We start from the raw sequence: 21,671 nt of genomic DNA, 5'->3' as shown, positions 1-21,671 counted from the left end.
AACGCCATGTGATATGGTGATCTAAGAAAAATTTTCCTTCTTCAGTATGTAGCAATAACAAAATTTAAACAGTTACTGAGATTAATTAATTGTATGGGAAATTTAGTAGCAATTGTCGGACGTCCTAATGTTGGGAAATCGACACTTTTTAATCGCTTGACAGAAACGCGTCAGGCTATTGTTGATGAAACTTCAGGAACAACTCGCGACCGTCAGTATGGTATCGTTGCATGGGGAGAACAAGAATTCTCGCTGGTTGATACCGGAGGTTGGGTTGTGAATTCGGAAGACGTATTCGAAGGAGAAATAAATAAACAAGTAACATTGGCTATCGAAGAGGCTGATGTAATACTATTTGTATTAGATGTTGAAAGCGGTTTGACAGACCTTGACTTGGGTGTAGCAAATATGCTTCGTCGTTCAAAGAAACCAGTAATCATAGTATCAAACAAAGCAGACAACTTTGCGCGTCATGCTTATTCAGCAGAGTTTTATACTTTAGGCTTAGGTGATCCAATTAATATATCAGCTATCAATGGTTCCGGAACTGGAGATTTGCTTGATTTAATTGTTTCTAAGTTTACAAAGAAAGAAGAAACTGTAGAGAAGCTTGAGGATATACCACGTATCGCAATCGTAGGTCGTCCTAATGCAGGTAAGTCATCATTCGTAAATGCATTGATGGGTGAAGAAAGAAATATTGTGACTGATATTGCCGGTACAACACGCGATTCAATCTACACCAGATACGATAAATTCGGAATGGATTTCTATCTAGTAGATACAGCAGGTATTCGTAAAAAAGGTAAAGTTACCGAAGATCTAGAATACTATTCTGTGATTCGCTCTATTAAAGCTATTGAGAGTTCGGATGTTTGTGTCTTGATGGTTGATGCAACAAAAGGAATAGAAAGTCAAGATTTGAATATCTTTTCATTGATACAAAAGAATAGCAAAGGCCTAGTTGTGTGTGTTAATAAGTGGGACTTGGTTGATAATAAAGAACAGGCTGTAATTAAGACTTTTGAGCAGGCAATACGTAGTCGTTTAGCTCCGTTTACTGATTTCCCTATCATCTTTGGTTCAGCATTGACTAAACAACGTATCCTTAAGGTAATAGAAACAGCTAAGGCAGTCTATGAAATACGTAAAAAACGTATTCCAACCAACAAACTGAACGAAGTTTTATTGCCAATAATTGAACGTACTCCGCCGCCTGCAAATAAGGGGAAATATATTAAGATAAAGTATATCACACAGTTGCCAAATACACAAGTTCCTTCTTTTGTGTTCTTCTGTAATCTGCCACAATGGGTGAAAGAACCTTATCGCCGATTCTTAGAGAATCGTATTCGAGACAATTGGGATTTGTCGGGAACACCGATAAATATATTTATCAGAGAAAAATAATATCATATTATATTGAATGTAGCACTCTTGAGGTTTTATCCTTGAGAGTGTTATTTTTTTATAAAAACTGTATTTGTAGAATACAAAATACTTTTAGATATGCATATTTACTGGAAGAGTGGTTGTTTTTTCTTTAAAAAGGGAATTTGAGCTCAAATTAATCCAAGATAAAGTCTTTTAGCAAGGTGGAATTTATTAACTTTGGGAGTTTTAAAATTAAATAAGCAGAATATTGGTTGAAATTGAAACAATAAAGCTGTAAATTTATAAACTCAAAAATACGGCTATACGATCAGTATTGTCGTTGTGTGAAATGTGATCAAACTTAAATAAGAATCAAATATGCTACAAGAGTTCTCATTGAGCGAAGGAAAAGCAATAATGAACTTTTCCGTAAAATTCTGTGATAATCGCCAAAAAATTCTGAATAGTTATGGTTTCAGAAAAGTAGTTGAGACTTTTACTCACAAACTACAAAAAGACGAACCAATCATTTATAACTTTTATATCAATTCATTTAAGACCGAAGAGGAGTTTTCAAATTCACTCATCGAAGTGTTTAAGTGGTTGTCGGTGTGTAATGCTGACGAGATAATAGAAGTTAATAATAAGTATAAGGTCTTTTTTGATGACCGGGATTTATTCTTGGAATTGATTGATCTGTTGTTTGACTTTTGGCGTCGTTTAGAGCGCTTTGCTATTGTGCGTAATACGACAATTGCAGAAGGTTTACAGAATGTACGTTTCATTCAATCCAGCGCGTTGTTTAACGAATTAGTACAATCTATATACAGAAGAGCTTGTGATACGGTTACAGGTTATCAATCTCGTGTAATGCGCCAGTTTATAGCAGGTGCAAATGCAGGTCTGATGCTAAGTAACATTAATTGGAACTGTCCGATCGAATATTATGGGTTGACTTCTATTCCATTTATTACATCAGTAGTATTTGAACCTCCATTCATTACATATACAAAGCGCAATACGCGTGACGGTATTTTCCAAGAACATAATGTAAATCCGATAGAAAATATAGTTTTGAATGAAGATGATTGGTTCCTATATCCAGTATGGGTAGGAAGCATGTTGACATTTGTATATTTCCATGTCGATTTTATGGATCAAGGTTTTGGCTTGTCTAACTTGTTCGAATTGGCTAAAGAAAGCGAATATATAGGTAAGAAACCAGATATTATTTATGTATATGGTTATCCTGATGGACATCAGGAGAAACGTACCTTCTATTATAAAGATAAAAAGAATGATATCCTGATTGGCTATGCTAATCATTGCGATGATGTTGACTATTTCGGTTATATGAAAAAGATGTTGCTGACTCTTCATAATGTTAAACAAATGGAGAAAGGTAATCTTCCTATTCATGGAGCTATGGTTAGTATCAGACTGGTAAATGGACGCGAGTCTAATATTATTATCGTAGGTGATAGTGGTGCTGGTAAATCAGAGAGTTTGGAGGCATTCCGTACATTGAATGAAAAGTATATACGTCACATGCGTGTGATATATGATGATATGGGATATCTTCAAAAAGAAGAAGACGGGACTATTAAAACATATGGAACAGAAATCGGAGCATTTGTGCGTACTGACGATTTAGATCCTGCTTATGCATACGAGCAATTGGATAAAGGAATTTATTCGAATCCGGATAAAGTAAATGCCCGTGTAACAATTCCGGTAAGTACATATGAAATTATCTCGCGTGGATATACAGTAGATTATATCCTGTACGCAAATAACTATACAGAATCAAATAAAAAGATTAAGGTAATAAAAGATTTAGACAAGGCTATCGAAATATTCGAAGACGGAGCGCGTAAAGCTAAGGGAACTACGACCGAAAAAGGCCTGGTGAAATCTTATTTTGCTAATCCATTCGGGCCGGTACAAGAACGCCCATTGGCTGAAAAGCTTGTTCGTGAATATTTTGGTAAAATGGCTGAAGACGGGGTGAAGATCGGGGAGATCTATACATCTCTGGCTATCGATGGACGATCGAAAGATGGACCACGCGAAGCTGCCGAAGAGCTATTTACTTTGATAAATAAATAAACTACCATTATAGTACATAACAAGTAAAACGAACTAACATGAATGGTGTCAATAAATTGATGCAAGACAATGTTAAGCTTCTAGGTGATTTGTTGGGTCATACAATAACATTAACCGAAGGGCAAGACATGTGTGACTTGGTCGAATCGATACGCCGTCTTTCGAAGGCAGCACATAACGGAGATGTTAATGCGCATAAGGCTTTGGTGGAAAGACTTCAGAATCTGAAAGATGAAGAACTTCTTCCGGTAGCACGTGCATTCAATCAGTTTTTGAATTTAACAAATACTGCCGAGCAATACAATAGCGTATCACCTCATGCATTAGGGTCGACAAATCCTGTTGACTTTACAGATATCTACACAAAGCTTAAATTTTCTAATATTGATGACGAAAAGATAATAAAGGCAATTGCCAATATATCAATCAACTTGGTGTTGACTGCACATCCGACAGAGATTAATCGTCGTTCTTTAATCAATAATCTGAATCAGGTAGATAGTTGTCTTGCACAGCTTGATCACGATGATTTGGCTGATTATAAGAAAGCGGATATTCTTCGTCGTTTGAAGCAATTGATCGCCCAATATTGGTACACAGATGAGATACGTCAAAGTCGCCCTACGCCTAACGAAGAGGCTAAATGGGGATATGACGTAATTGAGACCAGTCTTTGGGAAGCAGTTCCAGCTTTTATACGCGAATTGGATGACCAGATAAGTAAAGTCCTTCCGTATAGTTTGCCGCTTGATGCGCGTCCTATACATTTTTCGTCGTGGATGGGTGGTGACCGTGATGGAAATCCGAATGTAACTGCAAAAGTGACTCATGATGTACTGATCGATAGCCGTCGAAGAGCAGCAAAATTATTTCTTGCTGATATCGAAATTCTTGTGAAAGAATTGTCAATGGCAGCTTGTACACAAGAATTCAGAGATTATATAAACGATTACGAAATTCAAGAACCATATCGTGAGCTAATGAAACGCTTACGTACTCGTTTACGTAAGACAGTTGCATATCTTGAAGATTTGGCTGAAGGTAAAAATGTGGAACTTACAGATGATATCATATATAAAAATGAAGATCTGTGGGAACCTTTACTTGCTAGCTATAATTCGTTGGTCGCATGTAATATGGAAATTATTGCTCGCGATAAGCTATTAGATACAATGCGTCGTATATGTTGTTTTGGCGTCACTCTTGTTAATATTGATGTTCGTCAAGAAAGCACAAGACATACAGAGGCAATTGCTGAAATAACAAAATATCTGGAATTAGGCGACTATGAGCAATGGTCGGAAGAAGAAAGATTACAATTCCTATTGAAGGAACTTAGCTCGAAACGACCTTTAGTTCCTCAGGATTGGAATCCTAGTCCCGAAACCAAAGAAGTGCTAGACACTTGTCGGGTTGTAGCTCAAACACCTGAAGGTGTAATACCGACTTATATTATTTCGATGACACGTACAGCATCAGATATCTTGGCAGTACACCTGTTGTTGAAAGAAGCCGGATGTCCATATATAATGCCTGTAACTCCATTGTTCGAGACCTTGAACGACTTGAACAATGCAAATAAAGTGATGGATAGCTTATTCAGTATCGAATGGTATAAGAATGTTATCCGTGGCAAACAGATGATTATGATCGGTTATTCCGATTCGGCTAAAGATGCAGGTGCACTTGCTGCTGGATGGGCACAATATAGAGCTCAAGAGGCATTGATTAAAACTTGTAAGGATGCAGGCGTAGCTCTTACTTTATTTCACGGTCGTGGTGGTACTATCGGTCGTGGTGGAGGTCCTGCTAAAGTTGCTCTATTCTCGCAGCCACCAGGTTCACTACAAGGAGGACTTCGTGTAACTGAACAAGGAGAGATGATTCGTTTCAAATTGGGTATGCCAAATCTTGCAGTGAAGACTCTGGCTCTTTATACCGATGCAATTCTTGAAGCTAATCTTTTGCCACCTCCTGCACCAAAGGCAGAATGGAGAAAATTGATGGATGAAATGTCTGATGTTTCATGTGATATTTATCAAGGTATTGTTCGTAAAGATCCGGACTTTGTTCCATATTTCTATCAGGCAACACCTGAAGCCGAATTGGCTAGATTGCCATTAGGTTCTCGTCCGGCAAAAAGACGTGTACAAGGTGGAGTTGAAAGTTTGCGTGCTATTCCTTGGATATTCGGATGGACACAGAATCGTTTGATGCTTCCTGCATGGTTAGGAATGGGATCGGCATTACAAAAAGCCATTGACGAAGGGAAAATAGAACTTCTTCGCGAAATGGTAAGTCAGTGGCCTTTCTTCGAAACTCGTATCAGCATGTTGGAAATGGTTTTTGCTAAAGCAGACTCGCGTATATCTCAATATTACGATGAACGATTAGTAGAACCTAGATTGCTAAAATTCGGAGAAACACTTCGTAAAATGTTGAAGGATGATATCCAGACTATTTTGACAGTATCAAGTGATTCTTATCTGATGGAAAATCAGCCGGATATGGCAGAAAATATAGGAATGAGAAATATCTACACAAATCCGTTGAATCTGTTGCAGGTAGAGCTTCTTGCACGTTGTCGTAAAGAAGAGATACATGCCCGCAATTTGGAAATGGCATTGATGATTACTATTTCAGGTATTGCTGCGGGTATGCGTAATACTGGTTGATAAAAGAAAATATATCAGTGAAAGGTCTTTCTATAATTATTTGTAGAAAGACTTTTTTCTATATCGCGATTAAAATATTATCATATGCAGCAAATGAGCTGATAAATGCATCATATATTATAAGAGATTCAAAGTTTTAATCAATAAATATAATATTATGAGAAAATATGCCCTATTATTAGTCTTGATAGTATTTAGTTTAATTTCGTATTCGTGTGATGATGGCGATTTCGAATATGAAAGTAGTTTTAAACAAAGCTATGCAGCCTGGCTTGACTTTAAAGCCGAGTCTGATAATTCGTATGAATATACAACAGTAGGATCGTCGTGGGTAGGAGTAGCATGGCAGACTACTATCACTGTTGATAAAGGGGAGGTTATTAAGAGACACTTTAAATTTACCTTTGTTGAAGAAGGTATTGAAGTTAAAGAACAAGAATGGATTGAAGATAAAGAAAATCTTGGTTCTCATGATCAGGATGAAATTATTACATTAGATGTAGTTTATGATAGAGCTAAAAATGATTGGCTTAAGAAACGAAAAAGAACGGAGACATTTTTTGAAGTAGATAATAAAGGCATGATATCTTTGTGCGGCTATGGAGAGATAGATTGTCAAGATGATTGTTTTCGTGGAATTAGAATAAAAGAAATAAAAGCACTTAGATAAGATGATAATTTGATATGTAGATTAAAAGCCTCGTAATTATGCGGGGCTTTTTTAATGAAAATAGAGCTTTAAATAAGGATTTTTTTTAGAAAATGTAATTTATGAGCATTTTGTGCGTTTAATAACAAGAAATAAGATTTTCTTTGCAGTTTGATTTTTATGTCGATGAAAACTAGGCTTATAATTCTGTTCATATTATTGTTGAATCTGGGTTTCCAGTCCTTGTATGGACAATGGGATGCTCAGTTTAGTCAGTATTGGCAGTCTAAAACTTATTATAATCCTTCATTCGTCGGGCAATCTCAAAATATTGATGTTTGGGCGACATATAGAATGCAATGGGTAGGGGCAAGGAGACCACCCAAATCATCCATTATGACTGCAGATATGCCGTTGTCTTTTTTAGGAAAATCTCATGGAGCAGGCCTTTTGTTCTTTAATGAAAAAATAGGATTATTTTCGAATACTACCTATGCCGGTCAGTATGCATACAAACTTAAATTTAAGAATAATAAAAGTCTTAATTTTGGTTTGCAACTGGCAATGACAAGTATTGAATTCGATGCTACTGATATAAGTGTTTTTGATGAAGCAGAGACAGATCTTCCTACGGGAACGGGTGATAAGACCTTTGATATGTCTTTAGGTGTTTCGTGGGTTACGCCGACTTATTATGTAGGGTTTTCGACTACGCATCTTTGGGAGCCACGCTTCGAGTTGGACGAAAATACACGTTCTTTTATAGGACGTGCGTATTATCTTGTGGGAGGAGGCAATATAAATCTAAATAATTCGTTATTCAATTTGCAGCCTTCTTTTCTGTTGAAGTCAGATGCCATAACTACACAGCTTGATATTACTGCACGAGTAGAGTATGACGAGATGTTCAGTGGCGGAGTTTCTTGGAGAAAAGACGAAGGCTTTGTATTTTTGTTAGGACTAAAAATTAAAAACATTGAAGGAGGATATTCTTATGATATATCAACTTCAGAGATAGGTAAGGCTAGTGATGGAAGTCACGAGTTTTTTGTGCGTTACAAAATACCGATACGCCCGCCAAAGAAAGAAGGACGATATAAGAGTATAAGAATATTATAATATAAAATTGATAAGATCTCGACGAAAGAGGTATAGAAGATAGTATATGAAGAATTTATTATTTATAGCAATAATTGCTGGATTTATTCTTAGTTCGTGTGGGCGACCTGTTGCACCAGGAAGTGTTGGCGGAGAAGTTGTAGGTGAACGAAGCTCTTCGTGGGCTGAGCCCAAACCTTATGGTATGGTATTGGTGTCTCGTGGATCTATTGAAATGGGTATGTCTGAGACAGATTCGTTGTGGGATATTACTGCTAATGCCAAAGGCATGTCAGTTGATAATTTTTGGATGGATGAAACTGAGGTTACAAATTCAAAATACCGTCAATTTGTATTTTGGGTACGCGATTCAATCCTTCGAGAGCGATTAGCTAGTCCTGAATATGGAAATGATGAAACATATAAAATAACCGAAGATGAATATGGCGATCCAATAACTCCTTATTTGGATTGGAAGAAACCTATTCCTACGAGAAATTTGTTGGATGAAGAATTAGCTGCTATTAACAGCCTTTATTTAACGCATCCTATTACAGGTGAAAAGTATCTTGATCCTTCGCAAATGAATTACATTTATAGTTGGTATGATCATACCGAAGCAGCTAAACGCCGTTATAGACTAAATCCAAGTGATAGAACTTTAAATACAGATTTAACTGTTGATCCGAACGAAGTGATAATGATTTCGAAAGATACAGCTTATATTGATGAATCAGGAAAAATTGTAAATCAGACTATCGAACGACCATTGTCTTCTCTTTATGATTTTGTGCATACCAAAGCTGTTAATATCTATCCGGATACAACTGTTTGGGTAAACGACTTCAATAACTCGTACAACGAGCCATACATGCGTATGTATTTCTCGCATCCGGGATATAATGACTATCCAGTAGTTGGAGTATCATGGGAGCAAGCAACAGCTTTCTGCCATTGGCGTACGATGTTTTATCGTATGGGACAGAAGAAAGGTGATCGTCCGATAGAACCATTCCGTTTGCCAACCGAGGCCGAATGGGAGTTTGCTGCTCGCAATGGTCGTACTGAGAATAAGTATCCTTGGGATATGGAAGGAACGCAAAGTGACAAAGGTTGCTTTATGGCTAACTTTAAACCTGGAGACGGGAATTATACAAAAGACGGAAGTTTAATTCCATCCAAAGTTGCATCATATTCTCCAAATGATTTTGGTGTGTATGACCTTGCAGGTAATGTTGCAGAATGGACTTCTACTGCATATACTGAAGCAGGAACAAAACATATGAACGATATGAATCCTCAATATAAGTATGACGCAGCTAAAGAAGATCCATATGGATTGAAAAAGAAAGTTGTGAAAGGCGGATCGTGGAAAGATGTAGGTAAATACATCCGTTCGGATATGCGTGATTGGGAATATCAGAATCAACCCCGTTCGTATATCGGTTTCCGTTGCGTGCGTACACAAATTGGATTTGCAAACTCAAGAAAGTAAGATTAGATTATGAAGAAAATATATTGTTTAGGGTTGGTTTTGTCGATGTTCTTAAGTGTATCGCAGATCAATGCGCAGACAGAATCGTTGCGCGATCGTCTGGCTAAACGCAAACTGCAACAAGAGCAGCAGACTAATTCAGTACCAAAAGCTTCTGTAAGGACGCAGATGGCTAATGCCGAACAGACACAGAATACAGATAATGCATCGTGGGTACGTGAAATATACAGATATCTGGATGTGACAGAAGGCCGTAATGCTGCATTGATTTATCCGGTTCAGCCAGTAGGTGATAGAACGAATCTGTATACAATGATTTTCAAGTTGATGGCTTCGGATAACCTGACTGCTTACGATTATCTGGATGGAAGAGAAATATTCACGGATGAATATAAAGTTGACTTTAAAGATGTATTGGAGCGTTTGAATATTCCAATTTTGCAAGAGGGAACCGCTTTTTCTTTTAACGACTATGATATACCTAGCAATGATGTTATCGGCTATTATCTGAAAGAAGCTTGGTACTTTGATCGTACGGGTGCTGTGAACGATGTTAAGATTGTTGCTATTTGTCCGGTATTACGTTTAGTAGACGATTATGGAATAGGTGCGGATCGTCAGCCTCAATTCTGGATTCCATACGAAAACTTACGTCCTTATGCAGTGCGTATGCCAATTATGGTTTCAGATATGAACAATGTGGTAGCTAAGACTGTGGACGATTTCTTCCGTCTTCGTCTATACGATGGAGAAATATATAAAACGGGAAATATGGCTAACAAGATTTTATCCGAAATATATAGAACACCAGAAGAATTAAAAGCGGCTCAGGAGCGTATCGAATCAGAGTTGACAGAGTTTAATAAACGTCTTTGGGTAACCAATGATTCAATATATTTGAAATCCGATTCCGAAAAAGGAATAAAGAAAGAAAAGAAAAAGACAAAAATCAAAAGAGATCAGCCAAAAGGAGGTAAAGATAAAAATAGCGGTGCCAAATATTCAGCCCGCGATAGGAGAGGATAGCTATTTCTATTTATACTTCAACAACTTTACCTAGTCGTATATAACAGATATAAGCTTTTACGTCGACATATCCCATTTTGCGGATTTGATCGGCGTAAAATTTTACTTGGCGTATGTATTTCTTGTTCTCTTTTTCGCCGAACTTGTAATCGATAACAATAACTTCTTTACCTTTTATCATTACGCGGTCTGGACGAACAAAAGTTCCTTTAGGCTGTAAGATCTGAACTTCGTTCAGTACGCGGTATTCGCCTGAGTACCATTCTGTCACCAATTCATTTGATAAATACTGATGTAATATATCGTTCAATTCATCACGTTGTTCCGCACCAATCTCTCCTGATAGATAGTATTTCTGAAGTGCAGGTTCTACATCATCTATCGTTTGAACACCACTTACTATCTCGTGCATCAAAGTTCCATAATCACGTTGCCCTGTATCAGTAAAGAAATATTTATTATTAAGCAATAGTTTTAGACGATCATCGAATGGAATATTGGATAGTGAGTCGATATGTATTTCATTGTTGCTGCTTTCTTCATTTGTCTTTTCAGAAGGTCTGTATTCATCGCCTAACTGTAGTAATCCATTTTCTCCGTCAAAATGTTCTGATAAGCTAATAAATTCTTTGTCATCTTTGTTCTCAAGTTTAGTACTATTGATGCAATTCCATAGTAGAGAAGCTATATTCGAGATGTCACTTTTCTTTGGCTGAGGAGCAAAAGCTATCAGTTCATTTTTAGCACGTGTAAATGCAACATACAATATATTAAAGTTGTCGATGAAAGCATGCAATCGTTCATAGAAATACTCATCTTCGAAAATTGTGTTTTTAAGTTTCTGTGAATACTTGACCGGAACAAGATGAAGTTTATTGAAAGGCTCTACTCGTGGATGACACCAAAGTATGGTTGGAAGTTTATGGTCGATTTCCCAATTGCAGAATGGTATAATTACAGCTTTAAATCCAAGACCTTTCGACTTGTGGATTGTCATAATACGTACAGCATCTTGGCCGTCAGGTGTGAAAATCGTTTTTCGAACGCCACTCTCGTCCCACCAATTTAGAAAAGCATCTAAATCTGATGTATGACGAACTGTAAAATCCAGTACCATGTCAAGAAACGACTGAATGTAAATCTGTTCATTCTCATTCATGGCTTCACGGAAGATACCGAATATTTCTTCGGTCATCTCGTACAAAGGTAGTGAGCTTATTCGATCAAGGATTGAGAGTATTTCATTAGGAAGATTTCCATTTCCCGAGAAATATTCTTGTAAAGCCTCCTCGGCTTTCATCTGAATATTAAGTTTGTAATATTCGTATGCAGCCAAAACTTGCAAAGTCTTATCTTGTGGATTTCGCAGATATTTGAGCAGTGCTACAGCAAGCTTTATACTACTCGCATTATTCAGATACAAAGCCTCATCCGAAATAATATCATATCGATATTTCGAGTCTGGATGCTGTTCTTTATATTCTAGCAAGCAGTTTGCAATATCAGCACCTTCTTTTTTGGTACGAACCAGAATTGCTATATCTTTCAAATCGTAACCTCTATCCTGTAGTTCTTCTATCTGTCGTGGAACTTGTTCAAGGCTATAAGTTGTCCAATCTTGTTCATCTGTATCGATAAATTCAATTTTTACACGTCCAGCCGTATCTAATTTGCTGGCCGGAACATGCTGATAAGCATCGTTATACGCTTTCTCAATACGTTGTGAGAAATATTGATTATTATCGTTGTCTTCAGGTAATGCTTTATTGTATGTGTCTTGAAGAAGTTGTGCACCAGAAGTGAAAATTGCATTGTTGAAATTGACGATATTGTACCCACTTCGCCAGTTTGTATCGAGGCTTTCGTGTTGTATTCCCTCGTTGCTGAAATCAATATCCAATTGTTCATCCAGCAGTTTCCAGTCCGAGTTTCTCCAACGGTAGATACTTTGCTTTACATCTCCCACGATGAAATTGTGATTTCCATCTGCTATGCTATTTTTTACCAGAGGCTCGAAGTTTTGCCATTGCATGCGCGATGTGTCTTGGAACTCGTCAATCATATAATGATCGGTACGAGTTCCTACTTTCTCGTATATGAAAGGAGCGTCATTACCATCAATAATACGGTTTAGTAATTCCGTTGTATCAGCAATGAGCATGACGTTATTTTCTGAAGTATACTCACGTATCTTCGAGTCGATATCGCCTAATATACCGAGAGTAAAGAAATAGCGGTTTATTTCATAAGCCGTTTGATATGCTTTATTATTATCGTAATGCGAGATAATATCTGAAACGCAACTAGCCAATCCACTATGATAGACTTCTTCTATCTTGTTACGGGTTGCAGTAGTAGTAGTTTTTGTATACCAGTCTGCTACATCATTGTCTAGTTTCTTAAATGTAGCAGTAGGCTCTACTATATCTCCATTTGCCCAACGAATGAAGCTTTTGAAAGGTGAACGGCTACCGCCCTTAAAGTCTTCGGCAGATAATTCGAAACGAAGCATCGTATTTAATGCTCTTTCTCCAATTTGCTGTGAAGTCTGTTCAAAAGTTCGTATATATGAGTGTAAAAGTTCTTTGTATTCGTCAATCAGTTTTTTATTCGAAATATCACGTTGGACTTCATTTCTGAAGGATTTGTAACTTTCCTTGAAAATTTCGGTTGATAAGGATTGTATATCATTACGGATATTCCAAGTTTCTCCATTTTCGACCTTCTCTTCCGAAAAACGTATTAACCAGTCAAGTAAATCTTTATTGTTGCTTTTCTCCAGATCGAAGAGCATTGAATCGATAGCTTCGTTTAGAACCTTTTCGGTATCCAATTCAACATTATATCCGCCACCTAATCCAATCTCACGGGTGAAAGCGCGCATTGTTTGCTGAAAAAAGCGATCAATTGTGCTTACCGAGAAAGCTGAATAATCATGTAATATATAAACGAGTATATCTCGGGCTTTAGCTCTCACTTGCTCTTCCGAAAGTTTGTATTCGGATGATAACATTGTCGTATAATCAGACTTTTTGTGTGAAGCAAGACTAGCAAGCTCTTTAACAATTCGGGTTTTCATCTCGTCTGTTGCTTTGTTTGTAAACGTAACAGCAAGTATATGCCGATATGCATACGGAGATTTAAATAACAGACGCAGATATTGAGCTGTCAGTTGGTGTGTTTTACCTGAACCGGCAGATGCTTTATATACAGTAAGATTAATATTTTCAGATGATTCGTGCCTTGACATAACCTTCTTTGTGTAGAAGTTCTAGTGCTTTGTTTCTGAAATCGCCCTGAAGTATAATTTCATTATCTTTAGCTGAACCTCCAACACCGCATTTAACTTTCAGAAATTTCCCTAGATCTTCTAAGTCTTCAGTTCGACCTATAAATCCAGTGATAAGTGTTACAGCTTTTCCTTTTCTGTTTTTCTTATCAAGAGAAATGCGTAATTGCTGTTTCTCTTTGGCAATAGTATCAGTCTCCTCATCTTCAGATGTTTCGTATTTGAAGTCGGGATTTGTTGAATATACTACGTTTAGACGTTCTTTCCAATCGCTCATTAGTCTGGTTTTTGTTCAATACAAATATAGAGTTTTTTTATGAGTTAAATATAACAATAGGCAGAAGTTAGCTATATATAACAAAATGATATTATTATTTAAAATAATTCATAGAAAAGATAGTGTAAATTAAACTTATTATTATTACATTTGAAACAGAATGAAACCCCAGAGATGAAATTTTGAGGCGGCGATCTTTTATTTAGCCTTAAATTATCTTAAATCTAACTTAAATTATACCATTATGATTATCGGAATTCCAAAAGAAATTATGCAAGGTGAAGCTCGAGTATCGGCTACACCCGAAACTGTCAAGAAGTTTGTAACAGACGGAGCTACAGTTTTAGTAGAAAAAGGAGCAGGTGTTGGATCTTATTATCTTGATAAAGATTACATAGCTGCTGGTGCACAAATCATAGATTCGGCAAAAGAAGTTTATGAGAAGTCAGAGCTGATATTGAAGGTAAAAGAACCTTTATTCAATAATGAATATGATAAACATGAAGTAGAATTGATGCACAAAGGTCAATATTTGATCACTTTTATACATCCAGCTTCTCCAGTTAATCATAAAATGGTAGAATTACTTGCTGAGAAAGGTATTATAAGCTTAACATTGGACGGAGTTCCTCGTATCTCTCGCGCACAAAACATGGATGCATTGACTTCTATGAGTACATGTGCAGGTTACAAAGGAATCCTTTTGGCTGCTAATGCTATGCCTAAATTTATACCTTCAATGTTTACTGCAGTAGGTTCTATTCCTCCGGCTAAAGTTCTTATCATAGGGGTAGGAGTAGGTGGACTTCAAGCATTGGCGACAGCTAAGCGCTTAGGAGCTACTACTTATGCTGCAGATATTCGTCCGGCAGCTGCTGAACAAGCTATGAGTTTAGGAGCTAAAATTGTAGATCTTGGAGTTCCTGCTGATTTGGCTATAGCTGAAGGTGGTTATGCTAAGAATTTACCGGAAGAATGGATAATCAAAGAACGTGAAAAATTACGTCCAATTCTTAAAGAAGTAGATGTGGTTTTCTGTAGTGCTCTTGTTCCAGGTAAGATAGCTCCAATATTGTTGACAGAGGATATGGTCAAAGAAATGCCTCACGGATCGGTAGTTGTTGATATTTCTATCGACCAAGGTGGTAACTGTGAAATAACACCTCCAGGAAAAACAGAAGTTAAACATGGTGTTACTCTTATTGGTATTAAGAATATTCCGGGAATGTTACCAACAAGTTCAACTTGGATGTTCTCGCACAACATTTATAACCTAGCTAAATATTTGATAAAAGACGGTAAGATCGAGTTGGATAGAACTGATGAAATCGTTAAATCAATTCTTGTGACTATCGATGGGCAAATCGTGCACACCGGTACACTTGAAGCTATGAAGAAATAACTTCAGAGACAAATATAGCCCTATACCCAGTAGTATGGGGCATATTTGTTATGTCTAATACATAAAACTCAGATTTATGAATCCAATAACATTAATACTAATCTTTTTAGTGTCTTCTGTCATAGGTTATTTTATAATAAAAAATGTACCTAGCTTATTGCATACTCCATTGATGACAGGAATGAACGCTTTGGCAGGTATATGCTTGCTAGGGGCTGTAGTAACTGTAGGATATTCGTATCAAGATGGAGGAACAGGTCTGATCATTGGTCAGATATTCGGAGGAATTGGAATTCTTCTGGCAACAGTAAACGTAGTTGCGGGATTTGGTGTAACACATCGTATGCTACAAATGTTTAAAACAAAGAAAAAACAGAAGTGATATGACAGCAACAATTTATTATATCCTTTGTGGAATTCTCTCTCTGCTCGCACTAGTTGGTATCTCGATGATGAGTAAGGTAAAAACATCAGTTAGAGGAAATCTTCTTCTATCTTTCTGTATGTTGGCTGGATTTGTCGTTACCTTATTATATTATCAGATATTTGAAGTTGTAACGATTTATGCGTTAATAATTATTGGTAGTATTATTGGAGCCTATCTGGCACGTAAGGTGCAAATGATGCAAATGCCGCAAACTGTAGCCATGCTGAATGGACTCGGTGGTTTGGCCGGAGGTATCGTAGGAGCACTTACGTTTATTCATATCGGAGTAAAACCGTCACTTTATCCTACATTCGTAAATGTAACAGCTATACTAGCAGTAGTTGTAGGTATGGTGACTTTTGTAGGAAGTATGGTAGCTGCCGGAAAACTACATCGCATATTAGGGCAAAAACCCGTGGTTTGGAAAAATCATAGCCTGATACTTTCTTTATCTATTATAGGATCTTTGGCTTCTATTGCTTTCGGTTTTATAGTAGGTCAGGACTTCGGTATTATTTCAAATGAATATTTCATACTAACATTAGGAATAGTGTCTGGTTCAGTCTTTGGACTGGCATTCTCTATTCGTGTCGGAGGAGCAGATATGCCTATTACTATCTCTCTATTGACATCTTTGGCCGGTATTGCTGCTGCTATTGCAGGTTTGGCTATTGGAGATTTGTTAGTCGTTTCTATTGGTGGTATCGTCGGATCATCAGGATTGGTTCTTACACAGATCATGTGTCGTGCAATGAACCGTAGCTTAATGGCTATTCTTACAGGTAAAACTTCTGTATCAGCAGGAGGCGCAGCTCAATCTAAACCAGCTCAGCCAAAAGCACCAGCTCCTGCAAAAGTAGAGAAGAAAGAAGAAAAATCTTTAGCTTCAATTATAAAGAACACAAAACGAGCAATCATTGTACCGGGTTATGGTATGGCATTGGCTCAGGCACAACATCAGGTTCGTCAGTTGGCAGATATGCTGGAAGCACAAGGTGCTGATGTGAAATATGCAATCCATCCGGTTGCCGGTCGTATGCCAGGTCATATGAATGTGCTGTTGGCTGAAGCTGACGTTCCATATGATAAGCTATATGAAATGGATAATATTAACGATGATTTCAAAGATACCGATCTGGTTGTTGTCATCGGAGCGAATGACGTTTTGAATCCTGCTGCCCGTGATGCTGAAGGTACACCTATCTATGGTATGCCGGTATTGAATGTCGATCAGGCAAAAAACATTGTTATCTGTAACTATGACTTGAATCCAGGTTATGCCGGAGTACCGAATCCATTGTATGAAATGAAAGATAAGGTTACTTTACTGCTTGGTGATGCTAAAGAATCTCTGAATAAATTGATGCGTGAAGCAAATAAGTCAGAATCAGATTCTACTGAAACAAAATCAGAAGGTTCAAGTTTAAGTAAAATCATAAAGAACACAAAACGAGCAATCATCGTTCCAGGTTATGGTATGGCATTGGCTCAGGCACAACATCAGGTTCGTCAGTTGGCAGATATGCTGGAAGCTCAAGGAGCCGATGTAAAATATGCTATTCATCCGGTTGCCGGTCGTATGCCTGGTCATATGAATGTTCTGTTGGCTGAAGCCGACGTTCCATATGATAAGTTATATGAAATGGATAATATCAACGATGATTTTAAAGATACCGATCTGGTTGTTGTCATCGGAGCGAATGACGTATTGAACCCTGCAGCCCGTGACGCAGAAGGAACGCCTATCTATGGCATGCCGGTATTGAATGTCGATCAGGCGAAAAATATCGTTATTTGTAACTATGACTTGAATCCAGGTTATGCCGGAGTACCGAATCCGTTATACGAAATGACAGATAAGGTGACTCTTCTACTAGGTGACGCTAAAGAATCGCTGAACAAGTTGATGCAAGAAGCTAATAAATCAGAATCAGATTCTGCTGAACCAAAATCAGGAGGACCTAGTTTAAGTAAGATAATAAAGAATACAAAACGAGCGATTATCGTTCCTGGTTATGGTATGGCATTGGCTCAGGCACAACATCAGGTTCGTCAGCTAGCAGATATGCTGGAAGCACAAGGAGCTGATGTGAAATACGCTATCCATCCGGTTGCAGGTCGTATGCCAGGTCATATGAATGTGCTGTTGGCTGAAGCTGACGTTCCATATGATAAGCTATACGAAATGGATAATATCAACGATGATTTCAAAGATACTGATCTTGTTGTTGTCATCGGAGCGAATGACGTTTTGAATCCTGCTGCTCGTGACGCCGAAGGAACACCTATCTATGGCATGCCGGTATTGAATGTCGATCAGGCGAAAAATATCGTTATCTGTAACTACGATTTGAATCCAGGTTATGCCGGAGTACCGAACCCGTTATACGAAATGACAGATAAGGTGACTCTTCTACTAGGTGACGCTAAAGAATCACTGAATAAATTGATGCGTGAAGCGAGTAAAACAGAGGAAGAAGAAGCCCCTAAAAAAGCAGGAGCCGATTTAGATAATGTTCTTAAGACAGCAAAACGTGTAATTATCGTTCCTGGTTATGGTATGGCGTTGGCTCAGGCACAACATCAGGTTCGTCAGTTGGCTGATATGTTTGAGGCTAAAGGAGCTGATGTAAAATACGCTATCCATCCGGTTGCAGGTCGTATGCCAGGTCATATGAATGTCTTATTGGCCGAAGCTGATGTTTCGTACGACAAGCTATACGAAATGGATAATATCAATGACGATTTCAAAGATACTGACTTGGTTGTTGTTATCGGAGCGAATGACGTATTGAATCCTGCTGCCCGTGATGCTGAAGGTACACCTATTTATGGTATGCCGGTATTGAATGTGGATGAGGCGAAGTATATCGTTATTTGTAACTACGACTTGAATCCAGGTTATGCCGGAGTGCCGAATCCATTATACGAAATGACAGATAAAGTAACACTATTATTGGGCGATGCAAAAGAGTCGCTAAGTAAATTGATTAAGAAACTATAGTGAGTATATAGACGAAAAACAGCTGCAAAATTTGCAGCTGTTTTTTTGTGTTATAGATTATCTGATTATGCTGTTTTTTCAAATTTAACAGCAGTCCAATTATCCTTGACTTTATTATTACAGAATTTAAGGCCATGTTTTTCACATTCGGCCTGTATTGCAGGAATATCCTCAGTATAGAATCCGCTCATATAGAGAAATCCTCCGGTATTTAGGACCGATATATATGTTTTAATGTCATTAAGAAGAATATTACGATTGATATTTGCAAGAATAACATCAAAGGTTTCTTTGCCTAATAAATCAGCACCACCTATCTCAACTTTAATATTTGAAACATTGTTAAGATTAAGGTTTTCGATAGCATTGTCGTAAGCCCATTCGTCAATATCAATAGCAGTAATGGGGTTAGCCCCTCTCATTGATGCTAGAATTGCTAATATTGCAGTTCCACAGCCCATATCCAATACCGATTTGCCTTGAAAATCTGCTTCAAGTATTTCTCGCATCATCAATTCTGTCGTTTGATGATGTCCTGTACCGAAAGCCATCTTAGGATCGATGAATATTTTGTATTTGCAATTATTTTCAACTTTATGGAATGTGCTTTGAACCGAACAAAGATCATCAATTATTAGAGGCTGAAAGAAATTTTTCTCCCATTCTTCATTCCAATCTTTATCTTCCATTTGAGCATAAGTATAACTAATATTAGCTTCGATAGGTAATTCGGCTAATATGTTCTTTATTTCATCCTCGTTGAATAGTTTACTAGGGATATAGGCATCTAATCCTTCATTATTAGTAACAAAGCTGTCGAATCCTATTTCTCCTAAGTATGCCGAAAGAATATCTGTTATAATCTCGTTGTTGGGGGTACACTTAAATTTGACCTCAAAATACACCATCGTTTTCTGTTTTTTCTTGAATTATTTTACTCTTGGTTGTTTTATTTCTACCCAATGCTTCCAATATCCTCAAATCATAGGAATAAACATCATCAGCAAAGTATAGCATTGTGTCTGCCGGTTGCATATAAGCGGTGAAGTAATCAACCGCTAAGGATGTCTTTTCTTTGATTCTTATTATATCATTGATTGGTTTATGTTCATCTTTTCTCCATTTTTTTGCTTCTTTACTTTTCACAGGTTGGTCTACGGCAAAGCGGATTTCGTCACGATAAATTTCGTCAGAAGGTCTGGTACAGAAGAAAGCTAAATCGACTGGTCTTTGCAGACGAATACATCCATGGCTGACGGCTCTGTTTTTTCGATAAAAGGTTCCTTTCGATGGGGTATCGTGAAGGTAAACAGAGAAATTATTGGCGAACATGAATTTCAAGCGACCTAACGAGTTGGTATTTCCGGGACCTTGTCGGACAAAATACACATGTGGTGATATTTTATCTTTTTTCCAGTTGAAAGAGTTGTAATCAACTTCTTTACCTCCTTTATATAACTTCATATTGCGATTTGCCATATATGATGGGTCGCGGCGCATAGCTGGAAAAATTTCATTTTTTGCTATACTGATTGGTACATTCCAAGTCGGATTAAGGTTAATGTATCCCAAATTACTTTCGAGCATTGGTGTCTTATGTTTCACGGTTCCAACGCAGACTCTCATGATTACAGGTACGCTGTCGGTCTGAGTGGCAAACAATTTAAATGCAGGGATATTTACCTCGATATGTTTATCCTCTTTTTTTTTAGCTCGCTTCCATCTATAGCGTTCCATATTTGCAGCGAGCTTATCCAGATAATAATTAGCATCTCTGTTCAAAGCATCTATAGTCAATGCTCCAACTTCATCTTCTTCTGGATAAGAATTTTGGATGCGAAATTTATTTATAGCTTTTAATAGTGATGCAGATAAGGTCTGATTTAACGTATCAGTATCAAGCGAGTCGGGTGTGTATTCAGAACTCCAAATAAGCCTTTCAGCCAAACGAGAGATGTTGTGATGTTTCTCACCTTTTTTGAACGAAAGGTTATACCCTTTAGCTTGGATTACTTTTGGCTTATTCGCATTATTGGCTAGATCATCCCAGAATCGGTATTCTTTTTGCAATGACAAATATACGCTATCAGTAGGCAAGCTATTATATAGAGTTGCGATTATATCTTTTTTCAAACCTTCATGTAGTTGAGCGTGAAAGGCTGAATCTGGCTGTTGAACTTTGATATCATACAATTCACCAAATAAGCTATCTGGGTGTAAAAATCCATAGTGCATGCCAGTAATATAATCAATGGCTGTACGTGTAGCTTTAAAATCTAGATCCACGATACGATGATAAAGACTATCTGTTTCTCTTCCAGATTCAATAGACTCTGCAATTTCTTTTAAATCTATATTACCCAAATAGTCGTTTGGTAACCCATTTCGATCTAAATTTTCCAACAAAAGACTAAAAAAGTTGATATTGCGTATGTCTAATGAATCTATACCCCAGATCAGGTTGAAATTATTACCTTTGTAGAAATCGTAGAGTAAAGAATCTTTCTCTGCGAATTCGGATATATATCGCTGTAGTTGTTGATTGTCAAAGTTTGGATATACTTTTTGAATCTTAGAGATTTCTTTTTCTGTTGTCTGTGTGTCTGAAGGTTTGCTAGGTGTCTCTTTACATGAAAAGCATAATGCAAGTATCAGAAAGTAAATCGCATGGTGTACTTTAAAACTGTTCATAGTTGACTTGCTCGACTGTTTTATACTAAAAACGTCTATACAGATGTTTAGACGCTAAATTGTTAACAACAAAAGTAGTGAAAACTTTTCCATCAACAATACTATTTCATATATAGTTAGAGTATTGGTATTTCTTTGTATTTTTGCAAAGATTA

Annotated in this window: 14 protein-coding genes; 10 read left to right on the top strand and 4 right to left on the bottom strand. The window is 37.3% G+C overall.

The genetic code is table 11. The features are described 5' to 3' along the window. The first annotated feature begins 93 nt into the window (after window positions 1–93). From der to porN, 7 genes are all read left to right on the top strand, one after another. A complete protein-coding gene (gene der, locus C1A06_RS10035) occupies window positions 94–1,410 on the top strand; it encodes a ribosome biogenesis GTPase Der (RefSeq protein WP_101690128.1) in 1,317 nt (438 codons plus the stop codon). 342 nt (window positions 1,411–1,752) lie between these two features. After that, the gene (locus C1A06_RS10030) at window positions 1,753–3,483 is read left to right on the top strand and encodes a phosphoenolpyruvate carboxykinase (protein ID WP_101690127.1); all 1,731 of its coding nucleotides are present in this window, start codon (window positions 1,753–1,755) and stop codon (window positions 3,481–3,483) included. 38 nt (window positions 3,484–3,521) lie between these two features. Beyond that, window positions 3,522–6,158 (top strand): phosphoenolpyruvate carboxylase, encoded by a 2,637-nt coding sequence (ppc, locus tag C1A06_RS10025; protein WP_101690126.1) that lies wholly within the window; start codon window positions 3,522–3,524, stop codon window positions 6,156–6,158. 157 nt (window positions 6,159–6,315) lie between these two features. Continuing rightward, window positions 6,316–6,828 carry a hypothetical protein gene (locus C1A06_RS10020; protein ID WP_101690125.1) on the top strand — a complete coding sequence of 171 codons (513 nt, stop codon included), beginning with the start codon at window positions 6,316–6,318 and terminating at the stop codon, window positions 6,826–6,828. A gap of 165 nt (window positions 6,829–6,993) precedes the next feature. Then, window positions 6,994–7,926 (top strand): PorP/SprF family type IX secretion system membrane protein, encoded by a 933-nt coding sequence (locus C1A06_RS10015; RefSeq protein ID WP_101690144.1) that lies wholly within the window; start codon window positions 6,994–6,996, stop codon window positions 7,924–7,926. A gap of 46 nt (window positions 7,927–7,972) precedes the next feature. Next, entirely contained in the window at window positions 7,973–9,400 is a 1,428-nt protein-coding gene (gene porK / locus C1A06_RS10010; RefSeq protein WP_101690124.1) for a T9SS ring complex lipoprotein PorK/GldK, read from the top strand. A 9-nt stretch (window positions 9,401–9,409) separates the two neighbouring features. Then, window positions 9,410–10,426, top strand: a complete 1,017-nt coding sequence (gene porN, locus C1A06_RS10005) for a type IX secretion system ring subunit PorN/GldN (RefSeq protein ID WP_101690123.1) — start codon at window positions 9,410–9,412, stop codon at window positions 10,424–10,426. A 10-nt stretch (window positions 10,427–10,436) separates the two neighbouring features. Here the strand turns inward: porN and C1A06_RS10000 are convergent, their stop codons facing one another. After that, complete coding sequence (locus tag C1A06_RS10000) at window positions 10,437–13,676, bottom strand: UvrD-helicase domain-containing protein (RefSeq protein ID WP_101690122.1); 3,240 nt, start codon at window positions 13,674–13,676, stop codon at window positions 10,437–10,439. Continuing rightward, window positions 13,654–13,992, bottom strand: a complete 339-nt coding sequence (locus C1A06_RS09995) for a translation initiation factor (RefSeq protein WP_101690121.1) — start codon at window positions 13,990–13,992, stop codon at window positions 13,654–13,656. Before C1A06_RS09995 ends, C1A06_RS10000 begins: the two co-directional genes overlap by 23 nt. Window positions 13,993–14,236: 244 nt before the next feature. Here C1A06_RS09995 and C1A06_RS09990 point away from each other — a divergent pair, with 244 nt between their 5' ends. The 3 genes from C1A06_RS09990 to C1A06_RS09980 all read left to right on the top strand — a co-directional run bounded on the left by C1A06_RS09990 (window position 14,237) and on the right by C1A06_RS09980 (window position 18,825). Then, window positions 14,237–15,394: an NAD(P) transhydrogenase subunit alpha gene (locus C1A06_RS09990; protein ID WP_101690120.1), complete on the top strand. Its 1,158-nt coding sequence runs from the start codon at window positions 14,237–14,239 to the stop codon at window positions 15,392–15,394. Between the two features lie 76 nt (window positions 15,395–15,470). Continuing rightward, complete coding sequence (locus C1A06_RS09985; protein WP_101690119.1) at window positions 15,471–15,776, top strand: NAD(P) transhydrogenase subunit alpha part 2; 306 nt, start codon at window positions 15,471–15,473, stop codon at window positions 15,774–15,776. Window position 15,777: 1 nt separating this feature from the next. Beyond that, window positions 15,778–18,825 (top strand): NAD(P)(+) transhydrogenase (Re/Si-specific) subunit beta, encoded by a 3,048-nt coding sequence (locus C1A06_RS09980; protein ID WP_101690118.1) that lies wholly within the window; start codon window positions 15,778–15,780, stop codon window positions 18,823–18,825. A gap of 65 nt (window positions 18,826–18,890) precedes the next feature. Here the strand turns inward: C1A06_RS09980 and prmA are convergent, their stop codons facing one another. Together prmA and C1A06_RS09970 are read right to left on the bottom strand one after the other, a co-directional pair. After that, window positions 18,891–19,733, bottom strand: a complete 843-nt coding sequence (gene prmA, locus C1A06_RS09975) for a 50S ribosomal protein L11 methyltransferase (RefSeq protein ID WP_101690117.1) — start codon at window positions 19,731–19,733, stop codon at window positions 18,891–18,893. Further along, window positions 19,720–21,516 (bottom strand): L,D-transpeptidase family protein, encoded by a 1,797-nt coding sequence (locus tag C1A06_RS09970; RefSeq protein WP_101690116.1) that lies wholly within the window; start codon window positions 21,514–21,516, stop codon window positions 19,720–19,722. The genes prmA and C1A06_RS09970 overlap by 14 nt, the downstream gene beginning before the upstream one ends. Window positions 21,517–21,671: the final 155 nt, after the last annotated feature.

This window comes from Dysgonomonas massiliensis, from assembly GCF_900240225.1.
Taxonomy (GTDB): domain Bacteria; phylum Bacteroidota; class Bacteroidia; order Bacteroidales; family Dysgonomonadaceae; genus Dysgonomonas; species Dysgonomonas massiliensis.
Note: the sequence above shows the minus strand (reverse complement) of the source record. Positions and strands in the feature narration are given on the sequence as shown.

Coding starts and splice junctions, on each gene's coding strand:
- C1A06_RS09995 (WP_101690121.1), bottom strand. CDS start 13,992: ATGAGCGATTGGAAAGAACGTCTAAACGTAGTATATTCAACAAATCCC.
- C1A06_RS09970 (WP_101690116.1), bottom strand. CDS start 21,516: ATGAACAGTTTTAAAGTACACCATGCGATTTACTTTCTGATACTTGCA.
- C1A06_RS09990 (WP_101690120.1), top strand. CDS start 14,237: ATGATTATCGGAATTCCAAAAGAAATTATGCAAGGTGAAGCTCGAGTA.
- C1A06_RS09980 (WP_101690118.1), top strand. CDS start 15,778: ATGACAGCAACAATTTATTATATCCTTTGTGGAATTCTCTCTCTGCTC.
- porN (WP_101690123.1), top strand. CDS start 9,410: ATGAAGAAAATATATTGTTTAGGGTTGGTTTTGTCGATGTTCTTAAGT.
- C1A06_RS10000 (WP_101690122.1), bottom strand. CDS start 13,676: ATGTCAAGGCACGAATCATCTGAAAATATTAATCTTACTGTATATAAA.
- C1A06_RS10020 (WP_101690125.1), top strand. CDS start 6,316: ATGAGAAAATATGCCCTATTATTAGTCTTGATAGTATTTAGTTTAATT.
- prmA (WP_101690117.1), bottom strand. CDS start 19,733: ATGGTGTATTTTGAGGTCAAATTTAAGTGTACCCCCAACAACGAGATT.
- C1A06_RS09985 (WP_101690119.1), top strand. CDS start 15,471: ATGAATCCAATAACATTAATACTAATCTTTTTAGTGTCTTCTGTCATA.
- C1A06_RS10015 (WP_101690144.1), top strand. CDS start 6,994: ATGAAAACTAGGCTTATAATTCTGTTCATATTATTGTTGAATCTGGGT.
- C1A06_RS10030 (WP_101690127.1), top strand. CDS start 1,753: ATGCTACAAGAGTTCTCATTGAGCGAAGGAAAAGCAATAATGAACTTT.
- ppc (WP_101690126.1), top strand. CDS start 3,522: ATGAATGGTGTCAATAAATTGATGCAAGACAATGTTAAGCTTCTAGGT.
- der (WP_101690128.1), top strand. CDS start 94: ATGGGAAATTTAGTAGCAATTGTCGGACGTCCTAATGTTGGGAAATCG.
- porK (WP_101690124.1), top strand. CDS start 7,973: ATGAAGAATTTATTATTTATAGCAATAATTGCTGGATTTATTCTTAGT.